The following is a 14,056-nucleotide window of genomic DNA, read 5'->3' as shown; positions in this document are numbered from 1 at the left end:
GCGACAGCGTTCTGCAGGTCGCGCATCACGAGGCAATACCAGATGTCCATCGACACCAGCAAGATCATTGAAGACAACAAGCGCGGCGACAACGACACCGGCTCCCCGGAAGTCCAGGTCGCCCTGCTCACCGCCCGCATCGAGCAGCTCCAGGGTCACTTCAAGGAGCACAAGCAGGACCACCACAGCCGTCGTGGCCTGCTGATGATGGTGAACCGCCGTCGCAGCCTGCTCGACTACCTGCACCGCAAGGATGCCGGGCGCTACAAGGCGCTGATCACCAAGCTCGGTCTGCGCCGCTGATCGAAGTACCCTCCGCGGCGCAGTGATGCGCCGCGGTTGTTTTCGGGGTCGGACGACGGATCGGTCGGACGTCCCCGGGGTCGCGAGCCGGCGACCGACCGGGCAGGGCATGGGCACTGCGCGGATCGCACAGAACCGATAGGAACCCAACGTGGCAAAAATTACCAAGACCTTCCAGTACGGCAAGCACCAGGTCACCCTGGAAACCGGCGAGATCGCCCGCCAGGCCGGCGGCGCCGTTATCGTCAAGGTTGAAGACACCGTGCTGCTGGTCAGCGCCGTCGCCAACAAGACCGCGCGCGAGGGCCAGGACTTCTTCCCCCTGACCGTCGACTACCAGGAGAAGTTCTACGCCGGCGGCCGCATCCCGGGTGGCTTCTTCAAGCGCGAGGGCCGCGCGACCGAGAAGGAGACGCTGATCTCGCGCCTGATCGATCGCCCGATCCGTCCGCTGTTCCCGGAAGGCTTCCGCAACGAAGTCCAGATCATCGCCACCGTGATGTCGATGAACCCGGAAATCGACGGCGACATCCCGGCGCTGCTGGGCGCGTCCGCCGCGCTCGCGCTTTCGGGCGCGCCGTTCGATGGCCCGATCGGCGCCGCGAAGGTCGGTTACAAGGACGGCCAGTACCTGCTCAACCCGAGCAAGAGCGAGCTTGAGGATTCCAAGCTCGAGCTGGTCGTCGCCGGTACCCAGGCCGCCGTCCTGATGGTCGAGTCCGAAGCCGACGTGCTGTCGGAAGACGTGATGCTCGGCGCGGTGATGTTCGGCCACAAGGAAATGCAGGTCGCGATCAACGCGATCAACGAGCTGGTCGCCGAAGCCGGCAAGCCGAAGTGGGACTGGGCGGCGCCCGCCCGCAGCGACGCCATCGTCGGCGCGCTCAAGGGTGCCATCGGCGACCGCCTGTCGGCCGCCTTCCAGATCCGCAACAAGGCCGAGCGTCGCGACGCCATCTCCGCGCTCAAGAAGGAAGTGCTGGCATCGCTGGCCGACCAGATCGAGTCCAACGAGTGGAACCCCGCCGAAGTCTCCAAGGAGTTCGGCGAGCTCGAGTACGAGACCATGCGTGGCGCCGTGCTCAGCACCAAGATCCGCATCGACGGCCGCAACCTCGACACCGTGCGCCCGATCGCCTCGAAGGTCAGCATCCTGCCGCGCGTGCACGGCTCGGCGCTGTTCACCCGCGGCGAGACCCAGGCGATCGTCGCCGTCACCCTTGGTACCGCGCGCGACGGCCAGATCATCGATGCCGTGTCGGGCGAGTACAAGGAGCACTTCCTGTTCCACTACAACTTCCCGCCCTATTCGGTCGGTGAAGCCGGCCGCATGATGGGTCCGAAGCGTCGCGAGATCGGCCACGGCCGCCTTGCCAAGCGCGGCGTGCTGGCCGTGATGCCGACGATGGAGGAGTTCCCGTACACCATCCGCGTCGTCTCGGAGATCACCGAGTCGAACGGTTCGTCGTCGATGGCCTCGGTCTGCGGCAGCTCGCTGGCGCTGATGGATGCCGGCGTGCCGATCAAGGCGCCGGTTGCCGGCATCGCGATGGGCCTGGTGAAGGAAGGCGACGATTTCGTCGTGCTGTCCGACATCCTGGGCGACGAGGACCACCTCGGCGACATGGACTTCAAGGTGGCCGGCACGAGCGAGGGCATCTCCGCCCTGCAGATGGACATCAAGATCCAGGGCATCACCGAGGAGATCATGAAAACCGCGCTGGCCCAGGCCAAGGCCGGTCGCCTGCACATCCTCGGCGAGATGGCCAACGCGCTGACCAACCCGCGTGACGAGCTGTCCGAGTTCGCGCCGCGCCTGATCACGATCAAGATCCACCCCGACAAGATCCGCGAAGTGATCGGCAAGGGCGGTTCGGTGATCCAGGCGATCACCAAGGAAACCGGCACCCAGATCGACATCCAGGACGACGGCACGATCACGATCGCCTCGGTCAACGCGATCGCCGGCCAGGCCGCCAAGGACCGCATCGAGCAGATCACCTCCGACGTCGAGCCGGGCCGCATCTACGAAGGCAAGGTCGCCAAGATCATGGACTTCGGTGCGTTCGTCACGATCTCCCCCGGGAAGGACGGCCTGGTGCACGTCTCGCAGATCTCCAACGATCGCGTCGAGAAGGTCAGCGACGTGCTCAAGGAAGGCGACGTGGTCAAGGTCAAGGTGCTGGAAGTCGACAAGCAGGGCCGTATCCGCCTGTCGATGAAGGCCATCGAGGAAGGCGAGGGCACCCCGGCCAGCTGAGCCGACGCCTTCTGCAGGACACACGGAAAAGCGGGCCTCGGCCCGCTTTTTCGTTTCCGGATGGCGCCGTCAGAGCAGGCGTCGCAGCAGGCGTGACTTGAAGCGCGTGTAGGGCGGGTAGGCGAAGCGAAGCGTGTCCAGCAGCGTGCCCTTGGAGAACACCGGCCGCAGCTGGCTGAAGGTATCGAACGAGTGGCGGCCGTGATAGCGGCCGATACCGCTGCCGCCGACGCCGCCAAATGGCAGCTCCGGCACCGCCAGGTGGGCGGCGCAGACATTGACGCCGATCGCCCCGGCGCGCACGCCGTTTTCAACCGCGTTGCGCACGTCATTGCGGCCGGTGAACACGTACGCCGCCAGTGGGGGCTCGCCCTGGCTGGCATGCCGGATCGCCGCGGCCACGTCGGGCACCCGGATCACCGGCAGGATCGGCCCGAAGATTTCCTCCTGCATCAGCACCCAGTCCGCCGGGGGATCGAGCACGACGGTGGGGGCGATGTAGCGCCGGTCCCGGTCATGCTGCCCGCCGATCGCCGGGTCGACGCCGTCGAGTGCCGCGGCCAGCCGGTCGAAATGGCGCGCGTCGACGATCCGCCCGTAATCCGGACTGGCAGCCGGGTCCGGCCCGAAGAATTCGAACAAGGCCTGGCGCAGGTGCCGTACCAGCTCGTCGGCGAGCGGTTCGACCACCAGCACGTGGTCCGGCGCCACGCAGGTCTGGCCGGCGTTGAGGAACTTGCCGTGGACGATGCGGCGGGCGATCGCGGTCAGGTCGCCATCGCTGACGATGGCGGGGGACTTGCCGCCCAGTTCCAGCGTCACCGGCGTCAGGTGGCGCGCGGCTGCGCTGGCGACGATCCGTGCGACGCGGGCGCCGCCGGTAAAGAAGACGTGGTCGAAGCGCTGCTCGAGCAGTGCCGAGGCGACCGCGGCGTCGCCCTCGACCACCGTGACCGCGTCGGGGTCGAGATATGCCGGGATCGCGGCGGCCAGTGCCCGCGACGTGGCCGGTGCCATCTCGCTGGGCTTGAGCAACACGCAATTGCCCGCAGCGAGCGCACCGCACAGCGGCGCCAGCAGTAACTGCAGCGGGTAGTTCCACGGCGCAATGACCAGCACCACCCCGAGCGGTTGCGGCTCGTTGCGTGCACGGGCCGGCTGCAATGCCAGTGGCACCGCCACCCGCGAGCCGCGACTCCAGCGGCGCAGGTGCCGCAGTGCGTGGTCGACCTCGCCGAGGGTGAACCCGATTTCGGTGACGAAGCTTTCCAGCGCCGGCTTGCCGAGATCCTCGTGCAGTGCCGCGGTGAACTCGGCTTCCCGTTCGACCAGCATCCGTCGCAACGCCTGCAGTTGCTGCCGGCGCCAGTGCAGCGGTCGAGTGCGGCCGCTGAGGAAGGTGTTCCGCAGCCGGTCGATCCGGTCGTTTGGTGGACGCGCACTCACGGGCGCGGCTGCCGGCCGGTGAAGTGGTCCATCGAGGAATAGACCTGGAACACCCGCCCGGCCAGCCAGTCCCAGGCCGGTTGCGGCAGCAGTCCGCGCAGCGCGCCGCTCAGCGCCACGGTCCACGGCAGCATCAGCCGCGGCTTGCCGCGCTTCATCGCCCGCCATGCCCGGTCGACCACGTCGGTCGGTTCCAGCAGCGGCGTCAGCAGCGGTGGGCGGGCGCCGTCGAACATGCCGGTCTTGATGTAGCTCGGGATCAGGGTTGTCACCCTGACGTGGCGGTGACCGGCGCGTACCAGCTCCAGCCTTACCGAATCGCTCCAGCCGATGACTGCCCACTTGGACGAGGTGTACACACTCATCATCGGCACCGACAGCATCCCCGAGGCCGATGCTACGTTGAGCAGCCGGGCCGGGCGCTTGGTGGCGATCATCGCCGGCAGGAATTCGCGGGCGACGTGCATCAACGCCAGCGTGTTGATGCGGATCACGAACTCGGTGTCGCGGACCGGATCGTGCTCCCAGAAGTGCTTGCTGCGGACCACCCCGGCGTTGTTGATGACGATGTCCGGGTCGCCGACTTCGGCGCGCACGCGGGCCGCGGCCGTAGCGATGTCGGCCAGCGAGGCGAGGTCGACGACGTGGGCGTGGACCTTCCCGCCGAGGCGGACCAGCTCGTCGCGGGTGGCCGCCAGGGTTTCGCCGTCGATGTCCCAGAGCACCACCGCGGCGGCGCCCTCGGCCACGGCGCGTTCGGCGTAGAGCCGGCCCATGCCCATGGCCGCCCCGGTGACCAGGACGATCCTGCCTTCGACTGTCTGCATGCGGTTCTCCCCTCGATGCGCCCGATTATGCATCGGCGCCGCACGGCCATGCGCCTGCGTATTGAGGCCTGCGTCAATGAAAGTCGCGGGAGCGGGCATCCAGGTCGCCCAGCAGCGAAGTCAGGTTCTCCAGTCGCCGGGCGACCAGGTGTTGCACGCCGTCACGGCTCTCCAGCCGACCGTCGACCGCGAGCAGGCGGGATTCCAGCAGCTCGCGCCGTTGCCGTTCGACGAGCGTGCGCCAAACCACGACGTTGGTCATACCGTCCTCGTCTTCCAGCGTCATGAAGACCACCCCGCTGGCGGTCTGCGGGCGCTGGCGAAGGGTCACCAACCCGGCGACGCGCACGTTGCGGCCGTGCGGCATGCGGGCCACTTCGCCCGAGCGGCGGCAGCGCCGGGCCGACAACGCCTTGCGGATCATTGATACCGGATGCTGCCCGAGGGTGGTGCCGACCATCGCGTAGTCGGCGCGCATGTCCTCGTCGGCGCTCGGCAGCGGCAGCACGATCCGGTCGTCGTCCGCCTTCGCCGGCGCCTGGGCGAACAGCGGCAATTGCGGTTCGACTCCGGTGATCGCCCAGCGGGCGCGGTGGCGATGGCCGGCCAGGCCGCGCAGGGCACCGGCGTCGGCGAGCAGGGATTGGATGCGGCGGTCGAGGCTGGCGCGGGCGCAAAGATCAGCGACATCAACGAAGGCCCGTTGCCGGCGAGCGGCCTCGATGCGTTGCGCGGCTTCGGGTTGGAAGCCGCGGATCATTCGCAAACCCAGACGGATCGCCGGTTGCCGTGCAGCAGGCGGTGGCGACGTCGGCGAGTCCTCTTCCAGGCTGCAGTCCCAGCCGCTGAAGCGCACGTCGACCGGCAGCGTGCGGATGTCGTGGCGGCGCGCGTCCTGCAGGATCTGGTCGGGCGAGTAGAAGCCCATCGGCCAGGAATTGATCAGCGCGCAGGCGAATGCCGCCGGCTCATGGCATTTCAGCCAGCTGCTGGCATAGGCGATCAGGGCGAAGCTGGCGGCATGCGACTCGGGGAAGCCGTAGTCACCGAAGCCCTTGATCTGTTCGAAGAGGCGCTGGGCGTATTCGAGCGTGTACCCGTTGCGCAGCATGCCGTTGGTCAGTTTCTCGCGATGCGGTTCCAGCCCGCCGCGGCGTTTCCAGGCCGCCATCGACCGGCGCAGCTGGTCGGCCTCGCCGCCGGAATAGTCGGCCGCGACGATCGCCAGTTGCATCACCTGTTCCTGGAACAGCGGCACGCCGAGGGTGCGCTCGAGCACGGCCTTGAGCTTCTCGGACGGGTAGTCGACCGGAGCCTGGCCGGTGCGGCGCAGCAGGTAGGGATTGACCATGTCGCCCTGGATCGGGCCGGGGCGGACGATCGCGACCTGGATGACCAGGTCGTAGAAGGTCTTCGGGCGCAGCCGCGGCAGCATCGCCATCTGCGCGCGCGACTCGATCTGGAACACGCCGATGGTGTCGGCACGGCTGATCATGTCGTAGGTGCGCCTGTCCTTCTTGGGGATGTCGCCCAGCTGCATGTCGCGCCGGCCCGATGCGCGCAGCAGGTCGAGGGTCTTGCGCACCGCGGTCAGCATGCCCAGCGCGAGGCAGTCGACCTTCATCAGGCCGATCTCGTCGAGGTCGTCCTTGTCCCACTGGATCACGGTGCGGTCGTCCATCGCCGCGTTTTCCACCGGCACCAGGGTGTGCAGCGGGTGCTCGGAGATCACGAAGCCACCGGGGTGCTGGGACAGGTGGCGCGGCATGCCGATCAGCTCGCCGGTCAACGCGACCACCTGTCGCAGCAGCGGCGAGTCGGGGTCGAAGCCGCGTTCGCGCAGGTGCTCGGCGATCGGCGCATTGCCGCCCCAGCGGTCCATCGTCGAGGCCAGCTCGGCGACCATGTCGGTGGGCAGGCCGAGTGCCCGGCCGACGTCGCGCACCGCGCCGCGGCCCCGGTACTGCGTCGCCACCGCGGTCAGCGCGGCGCGCTCGCGGCCGTAGCGGTTGAACACGTACTGCAGGACCTCCTCGCGGCGCTCGTGCTCGAAGTCGATGTCGATGTCCGGCGGCTCGTCACGCTCCTCGGAGATGAAACGCTCGAACAGCATGTTCATGCGTGCCGGGTCGATCTCGGTCACGCCCAGCGTGTAGCAGATCACCGAGTTGGCGGCCGAGCCGCGACCCTGGCAGAGGATGTGCTGCGAACGGGCGAAGCGGACGATGTCGTGCACGGTCAGGAAGTACGACTCGTAGCGCTTTCTGGCGACGAGCGCGAGTTCCTTCTCGATCAGTCCGCGGGCCTTGTCGTCCACGCCTTCGGGCCAGCGCCAGCGCGCGCCTTCCTCGACCAGGTGGCGCAGCCAGCTGCCGGCGTCGTGGCCGGGCGGGACCAGCTCGTGCGGGTACTGGTACTGCAGGTCCCGGCGCATGTCGAAACGGCAGCGACCGGCGATCCGCACGGTTTCGGCCAGCAGGTCGGCGCCGTAGATGGCCGCGAGCGCGCGTCGGCCGCGCAGGTGGCGCTCGCCGTTGGGGAACAACCGGTGGCCGGCCTCGGCGACGGTGACGTGGTGGCGGATCGCGGTCATCGTGTCCTGCAGCGCGCGGCGCCCGCGGACGTGCATGTGGACGTCGCCGGCCGCCACCAATGGCAGGTCGAGGCGGTCACCGGCATTGCGCAGCTGCGCCAGCCGGGCGTCGTCGTCGGGGCCACGATGCAGCTCCACCGCCAGCCACGTGCGGTCCGGGAAGGTGTCGCGGGTCCAGCCCGCGTGTCCCTCGTCGGGGGTCGCGCCCGGGACCCACAACGCCAGCAGGCCGTCGGTGGCCGCGAAGTCCTCGCGCAGCAACCGGTAATGGCCTTTCGATGCCCGGCGGCGCGCGCGGGTGATCAACTGGCACAGCGCGGTATATCCGGCCTTGTCCTCGACCAGCAGGACCAGTTTGGGACCGTCCTCGACCTGCACTTCGCTCCCGACGATCAGCCTGACCCCCGACCGCTTCGATGCCTCCAGCGCACGCACGATGCCGGCCAGCGAGCATTCGTCGGTGATCGCCAGCGCGGTGTAGCCCTGCTGCTTCGCGCGCTCGAACAGCTCCGGCGCGACCGAGGCACCGCGCTGGAAACTGAAGGCCGACAGGCAGTGCAGTTCGGCGTAGTCGGGCAGGTGACCCATGACCGTGCTCAACCGAACCAGCCGTGCAGCATGAAACCGTCGGCGCGACCGTCGGCGGCGGGATCGCCGGCCGCGCGGAACGCCCAGGCGTGCTGGCCCAGGCTGGTCTCGACCAGGTAGTAGTCGCGGCGCACGTCCGCCTCCCACCAGCCTGATTCGATCCGTTCGGGGCCGGCCAGGATGCGGACGTGGTGGTCGCGCAGCGGCGTCGGGTGCGGCAGCAACCAGCCGGGGCGCGGCAGCGGTGGTGCGGTGGTGTTGCGGGCGGGTTCGCTTTGCCAGGCCCGTTCCGGCCGGTGGTCGGCGCGCAGCGCCAGGCCATGCACCGCGTCGTCGCCCAGCCGGGCGCGCAGGCGTTCGCGCAGTTGCTCCCACGGCACTGCCTGCTGCGGGCGGGCATCGAACAGGTCGCGCCCGGCGGGGACGAAGGGGGGCAGCTCGCGCGCGAGCAACTGCACGCCGCGCACCGGCGCCGGCACCCGGGCCTGCTCCAGCCGGCCGCGGGCGAGCTCGAACAGCATCGCTGGATTGCGCTCGGGCGCGAGCAGGCCGATGGTGATTTCGCTGTCGGCGATGCGCTCGTGCTCCAGCACGACGATGAAGCGCTGCACGCCGCCGTCGCGACCGGCCAGGTAGGCGGCCAGGTCGGCGGTCAACCGGCGCAATGGGAACAGCAGCGCCTGGCTGGATTCGACGTCGTAGTTCAGTTCGATCCGCGATTCGAATGCGTCCGGCGGCTCGTAGCACTGCAACGGGGCCGGCAGGGTGCCGGTCAGCCGGTCCAGGTGCGCGAGCGCATCGGGCCCGACCCGCTTGCCGAGTGCCGCCCGCGGCAGGGCGAACACCTGCCGCAGCTTGCGCAGGCCCATCCGGCGCAGCGACGTGGCGGTGCCGGGTGCGAGCCCGCTGCGTTCCACCGGCAGCTGCCCGAGCGCGTTGTGCAGCGGTGCCTCGTCGGTGACCGCCAGGCCGTCATGGACGTTGGCCAATGCGCGTGCGGCATGCGGGTGCGGCGCGAGGGTGATGCGGTGGCGGAAGCCGAGTGCGTCGAGGTCGGCCCGCAGTTGCGCCTCGAACCGAGGCCACGGCCCGAACAGTTTGAAACTCGCCTCGACCTCCAGCAGCAGGGCCGACGGCATGGTGCGGCAGACCAGCGAGCTGTAGCGGTAGGCCCAGGCGGCGAGGAAGTCGTGCCAGCGGTCGACCTCCGCGGGGTCGTGCTCGATGGTGGCGAAATGGCCGCACAGCGCCTGGGCCGCGCCGAGCGACTGGCCGGCGCGCAGGCCGGCGGCCCGGGCTGCGGGGTTGACCGCGTGCAGTACGCGTCGCTGCGCCGGCCCGGTGACCAGCACCAGCGGGGCGTCGGGGTCGGGGTGGCGGCGCATGACGCCGTCGAGCGCCAGTTGCGGCAGGAGGATGCAGGCCCAAAGCATGGTTTTTCAGAACGGAATCGCCCGCGTCGGCGGGTTGCCACCGCGGCACTTGAGCACGCGCAACTGCGCAGGCTGGGCGTCGATCGCGATCCGGAGTGCGGCGGGGGACGGGTTGGCGGCCGCTTTCAACGGCCGCATCGCGAAGCCGAGGCATTGGCCTGTTTCGGCCGCCACCTGCAACCGGCGCAGGGTGCGGTCGTCGGCGCTGCGGGGCCAGCACAGCACGGCCGAGCAGGCGGCCGAACGCAGGCATTGCTCGGTCGCCCACAGGGCGTTGCGCGGGTCGGTACGGACCACCTGCAGGCGCTTGAGATCGATGCCGGCACGGGCCCAGCCCTGGGCGAACGGCAGGTAGGGCGGGTCGACCAGCGCGACCATGCCATCGGCCTGGGACAGCCGGGCCAGGGTCGGCCACAACAGGCGCAGCTCGCCGATGCCGTCGGCAGGCAGCAGCAGTTCGGTCAGTGCGTGCTCGGGCCAGCCGCCGTCGGGCAGAGCGTCGTCGAGCAGGGGGTGGCCGGTGGGCTGCCGGGAAGGCGCGCGGGGAGCCGGCTGGCCACGCCAGACCCGGCGCGACTCCAGCAGGCTGTCGAGGGCGACGACCGCGCCCATCAGGATGGCCTCACGAGACCGGCGAACAGGCCTTCGATGGCGAAGTCGGTGATGCGCGCATCGATCTCGATCGGCGCGTGGGCGGGATTGCGCGGCAGCAGGCGCAGGTGGTCGCGGCCGCTGTCGAGCCGTTTGACCGTCAACTCACCCTCCACGCGCGCCACCACGGTCTGGCCGCTGCGCGCCTGTGGCGTGCGGTGCACGCCGATCAGGTCGCCCGGCAGGATGCCGTCGAGCAGCATCGAGTCGCCTTCGACCTCCAGCAGGTAGTCGGGACGCAGGCGGAACAGCGAGCGGTCGAGGGCGATTTCGCGGCGGACTTCCGGGTCGGAACCGATCGGCGTGCCCGCGGCGACCCGGCCGAGCAGGGGGACCTGCAACAGGTCGGGCCACGGGTTGGCGAGTGCAGCGCTGCCGGGATACCCCGTCGCGGGATGCGCGGCCGGGTGGCGGCTGCCGCGCCCACGTCCCGTGCCGGGTGCGGTGAGCCGGATCCCGCGCGCCCGTCCGGCCGACAGCTCGATCAGCCCGGCCTGCGCCAAGGCCTCGAGGTGGTAGCGCGCCGAGCGGTTCTGGCGGAACCCGAACGCCCGCGCGATCTCCATCTGCGACGGCGGATAGCCGTGCCGGGCAATGTGCTCACGGAGGAACTCGAGCAGGCGGCGCTGGGTGTCGGTCAGGTGCATGGTACTAATTCTAGTAACAAATGAAGGTGCGAAAAGTGGGGCCCGGCAAGTCAGTGGGTTACGTCGGCAAGCTCACGTGGGATCGATGTCCGTTAAGCATCCACACCCCCGTCTCACCCGTTCGGACAGCCCGCGGAACGCGGTTGTAGGAGCGACGTAAGTCGCGACCTGTACATCGCCTGGAACCACCGAGTTCCTGGAGATCCGCTGGGCAAGGTGGCCGGGGCGATCCAGACCCTGGGCTGGAGCCGGCTCACGCCATCTCGAACAGGTCCGACTGCGCCCGCACGTCGTCCTGGTCGACGAACCCGCCCAGCCCGACGCCCACCAGCCGGTAGCGCGTCGCCGGCGGCAGGTCGATGCGCGCGCGCAGGTCGCAGGCGGTGTCGGCCAGCACGTCCAGCGTGTCCGGCCGCCGGGAGGGGGTCAGACTGCGGGTCAGGATGCGGAAGTCGGCGGTCTTGAGCTTGAGCACCACCGTCCGGGCCAGCCGCGGATGGGTCTGCTGGCGCTCGCGCTGGTAGCCGGCCCAGGTCTTGCCGGCGAGGCGGCGGATGTGCGGCTCCAGCTCGTCCAGGCGCAGGTCGTGCTCGAAGGTGTCCTCCGAGGAGATCTGCACGGTGGGGCGCTCGGGCCGGACCGGGTTGTCGTCGATCCCCAGCGACAGCTCGTGCAGGCGCCGCCCCCAGCGCCCGAACCGCTGCTCCAGCACGGCGACCGGTACGTCGCGCAGGTCGCCGACCGTGGTAATACCCAGTTCGGCCAGCTTGCCCTGCATGACCTTGCCGACCCCCGGGAGGCGGCCGACCGCCAGCGGTGTCAGGAACGCCTCCACCCGGTGCGGCTTGACCACGCACAGGCCGTCGGGCTTGTTCCAGTCCGAGGCGATCTTTGCGATGAACTTGTTCGGGGCGACGCCGGCCGACGCCGTCAGTGCGGTCTCCTCGAAGATGGCCGCGCGGATCGCCTCGGCGGTGGCCGTGGCCGACGGCAGCCCCGATGCGAGCCCGGTGACATCGAGGTAGGCCTCGTCCAGCGACAGCGGTTCGACCAGCGGCGTGTGCCGGGCGAAGATCTCGCGCACCTGCCGCGAAACCGCCTTGTAGCGCGTGAAGTCGGGCGGCACGAACACCGCCTGCGGGCACAGCCGCTCGGCGCGGATGGCCGGCATGGCCGATCGCACGCCGAACCGGCGCGCCTCGTAGCTGGCCGCGCAGACCACCGAGCGCGCGCCGCGCCATGCCACCACCACGGGACGGCCGCGCAATGCAGGGTCATCGCGCTGCTCGACCGACGCGTAGAACGCGTCCATGTCGACGTGGAGAATCCTGCGCGGCGGGGCCATGGCGCCATTGTCGCGCGCCGGGGGCGCGTGCGCTCCTACACATTTCACCCGTGGTTTGGCAGTCTGGCGGCTACGCCTTCATGGAGCGCCGCATGCAGCGTCGCCACTTCTCGATGTTCCGCGAGTTCCACCTGGCGGACTGGTTCACCCTCGCCAATGCCTTCTGCGGCACCGGCGCGATCTTCGCGGCGATGCGGTTCCTGCAGGAGGGCGGGGTGCGCGACCTGATGATCGGGATGGCGCTGATCCCGCTGGCCTTCATCTTCGATGCGGTCGACGGCCGGGTCGCGCGCTGGCGCAAGTCGGCCTCCACCCTCGGCCGCGAGCTGGACTCGCTGGCCGACGTGATCTCCTTCGGTGTCGCGCCGGCCGCGCTGGCCTATGCCTGCGGCCTGCAGGGCGGGTGGGACTGGGTGGTGCTGAGCTACTTCGTCGGCTGCGGCGTGAGCCGGCTGGCCCGTTACAACGTCACTGCCGAGCAGCTGTCGGGCGACGAGGGCAAGGTGAAGTATTTCGAGGGCACGCCGATCCCGACCAGCCTGGTGCTGGTGGTGGTGCTGTGGATCGCCGCGGCGCAGGGCGCGATCGGTACGGACCTGTGGCTGGGCATGGTCAAGCTGGGGCCGTGGCAGTTCCACCCGCTGGTGCTGATGTTCGCGATCTCCGGCTCGCTGATGGTCAGCAAGACGGTCCGCATTCCCAAGCCCTGAAACACCGCCCGATGCCGACGGCCTGACACACCTGCGTTGCTATGATCGCGGCCAACGCGGAGGACGCCATGGCCAATCAGGGTTTCGGGAACGCCGGTTTCGGCAGCGACCATTTCGGCAGCGATGATTTCGCGGCACTGTCGCGCCAGTACTGGAGCCGCTGGGGCGAGCTGCTGCGGGCGGCGGGGGGTGCCACGCCACAGGCGGCGACGGGATTCGGTACGGACAATCCGCTGGGCGCTGCCTGGGGCATGCCGGGTGCGGCATCCATGCCCGGCTGGAACGAGGCGGCTGCCTGGTGGTCGCAACTTGCCGGTGGCGCCAGCCCGACGGCCGACGAGGCGATGCGGCGGTTCGGCACGCAGGCGCAGGGCTGGTTCGCACAGATGCAGCAATTGGCGGCGCGCTTCGGTGGGCAGGACGCCAGTGCGCGCGATATCGCCGCGGCGTGGCAGCGGATGGTCGCCGGCCAGGGCGGCAACCCGTTCGCCGATGCGCTGCGCGGCATGCAGGGGCCGGGCCAGCAGGGGTTCGAGCAGTGGTACGCGCAGGTTTCGCCGTGGCTGGAGCAGCTTGCCGGCGAAGGTCGCTCTTGGCTCGGGCTGCCCGCATTCGGCTTCACCCGCGAGCACCAGCAACGCTGGCAGCAACTGGCACGGGCGCAGCTCGACTACCAGCAGCAGGCGCGTTCCTACCACGAGCTGATGGCCGAGGCGGGGCAGGAGGCGTTCCGCCGTTTCGAGGACAAGCTGGTCGAGCGCAGTGCGCCTGGCAAGCAACTCGGGTCCGTCCGTGCGCTGTTCGACCTGTGGATCGACGCCGCGGAGGAGGCCTACGCCGACGTCGCGCTGTCGCCGCGGTTCCGCGATGCCTATGGCGCGATGACCGATGCGCAGATGCGACTGCGCGCCGCGGTCCAGCGCGAGGTCGAACAACTCACCGATGCCCTTGGAATCCCGACCCGCACCGAGATCGATGCGGCGCATCGCAAGGTGGCGCAGCTTGAGCGCGAACTTCGGCGCATGCGCGAGCGGGCCGATTCGCCGGCCGCTCCGTCTGCCGCGCGAGCCTCGAGGAATCCGACCACCCGGTCCGACAGCAAGCCAGACGCCAAGGCGGCCCCGGTGAAGAAGGGCGGTAATCCAAAGGCCGCCGCATCGAAGCCCAAGACCTCGAAAGCCCCCGCATCGAAAACCGCAAAAACCGCCAAGACCGTCACCTCCACGGCCGCCCGGCGCGGCAAGGCACGCTGA

General features: G+C 69.6%; 11 protein-coding genes. 4 read left to right on the top strand and 7 right to left on the bottom strand.

The features are described from left to right. Positions 1-42 precede the first annotated feature (42 nt). Together rpsO and pnp are read left to right on the top strand one after the other, a co-directional pair. Positions 43-303 (top strand): 30S ribosomal protein S15, encoded by a 261-nt coding sequence (rpsO, locus tag KOD61_RS07735; protein ID WP_215218149.1) that lies wholly within the window; start codon positions 43-45, stop codon positions 301-303. A 151-nt stretch (positions 304-454) separates the two neighbouring features. Beyond that, positions 455-2,563 carry a polyribonucleotide nucleotidyltransferase gene (pnp, locus tag KOD61_RS07730; protein WP_215218148.1) on the top strand — a complete coding sequence of 703 codons (2,109 nt, stop codon included), beginning with the start codon at positions 455-457 and terminating at the stop codon, positions 2,561-2,563. Positions 2,564-2,632: 69 nt separating this feature from the next. Here the strand turns inward: pnp and KOD61_RS07725 are convergent, their stop codons facing one another. The 7 genes from KOD61_RS07725 to dinB all read right to left on the bottom strand — a co-directional run bounded on the left by KOD61_RS07725 (position 2,633) and on the right by dinB (position 12,093). Further along, the gene (locus tag KOD61_RS07725; RefSeq protein WP_215218147.1) at positions 2,633-4,009 is read right to left on the bottom strand and encodes an aldehyde dehydrogenase family protein; all 1,377 of its coding nucleotides are present in this window, start codon (positions 4,007-4,009) and stop codon (positions 2,633-2,635) included. Then, positions 4,006-4,836: an SDR family NAD(P)-dependent oxidoreductase gene (locus KOD61_RS07720; RefSeq protein WP_215218146.1), complete on the bottom strand. Its 831-nt coding sequence runs from the start codon at positions 4,834-4,836 to the stop codon at positions 4,006-4,008. Before KOD61_RS07720 ends, KOD61_RS07725 begins: the two co-directional genes overlap by 4 nt. A gap of 73 nt (positions 4,837-4,909) precedes the next feature. Further along, complete coding sequence (locus KOD61_RS07715) at positions 4,910-8,017, bottom strand: error-prone DNA polymerase (protein WP_215218145.1); 3,108 nt, start codon at positions 8,015-8,017, stop codon at positions 4,910-4,912. 8 nt (positions 8,018-8,025) lie between these two features. Further along, positions 8,026-9,450: a Y-family DNA polymerase gene (locus KOD61_RS07710; RefSeq protein WP_215218144.1), complete on the bottom strand. Its 1,425-nt coding sequence runs from the start codon at positions 9,448-9,450 to the stop codon at positions 8,026-8,028. Positions 9,451-9,456: 6 nt separating this feature from the next. Continuing rightward, positions 9,457-10,062 carry a translesion DNA synthesis-associated protein ImuA gene (gene imuA, locus KOD61_RS07705; protein ID WP_215218143.1) on the bottom strand — a complete coding sequence of 202 codons (606 nt, stop codon included), beginning with the start codon at positions 10,060-10,062 and terminating at the stop codon, positions 9,457-9,459. Further along, the gene (gene lexA / locus KOD61_RS07700; protein ID WP_215218142.1) at positions 10,062-10,748 is read right to left on the bottom strand and encodes a transcriptional repressor LexA; all 687 of its coding nucleotides are present in this window, start codon (positions 10,746-10,748) and stop codon (positions 10,062-10,064) included. Before lexA ends, imuA begins: the two co-directional genes overlap by 1 nt. A 253-nt stretch (positions 10,749-11,001) precedes the next feature. Then, positions 11,002-12,093 (bottom strand): DNA polymerase IV, encoded by a 1,092-nt coding sequence (gene dinB / locus KOD61_RS07695; protein WP_215218141.1) that lies wholly within the window; start codon positions 12,091-12,093, stop codon positions 11,002-11,004. A gap of 80 nt (positions 12,094-12,173) precedes the next feature. On the opposite strand from dinB, the gene KOD61_RS07690 reads away from it, so the two are divergent. After that, positions 12,174-12,803: a CDP-alcohol phosphatidyltransferase family protein gene (locus KOD61_RS07690; protein ID WP_215220332.1), complete on the top strand. Its 630-nt coding sequence runs from the start codon at positions 12,174-12,176 to the stop codon at positions 12,801-12,803. Between the two features lie 68 nt (positions 12,804-12,871). Further along, positions 12,872-14,056 (top strand): class III poly(R)-hydroxyalkanoic acid synthase subunit PhaE, encoded by a 1,185-nt coding sequence (gene phaE, locus KOD61_RS07685; protein WP_215218140.1) that lies wholly within the window; start codon positions 12,872-12,874, stop codon positions 14,054-14,056.

Source organism: Lysobacter luteus, assembly GCF_907164845.1.
In the GTDB taxonomy this organism is placed as follows: domain Bacteria; phylum Pseudomonadota; class Gammaproteobacteria; order Xanthomonadales; family Xanthomonadaceae; genus Novilysobacter; species Novilysobacter luteus.
The sequence above is the reverse complement of the archived record's forward strand: the minus strand, read 5'-3'. Positions and strand labels throughout refer to the sequence as shown.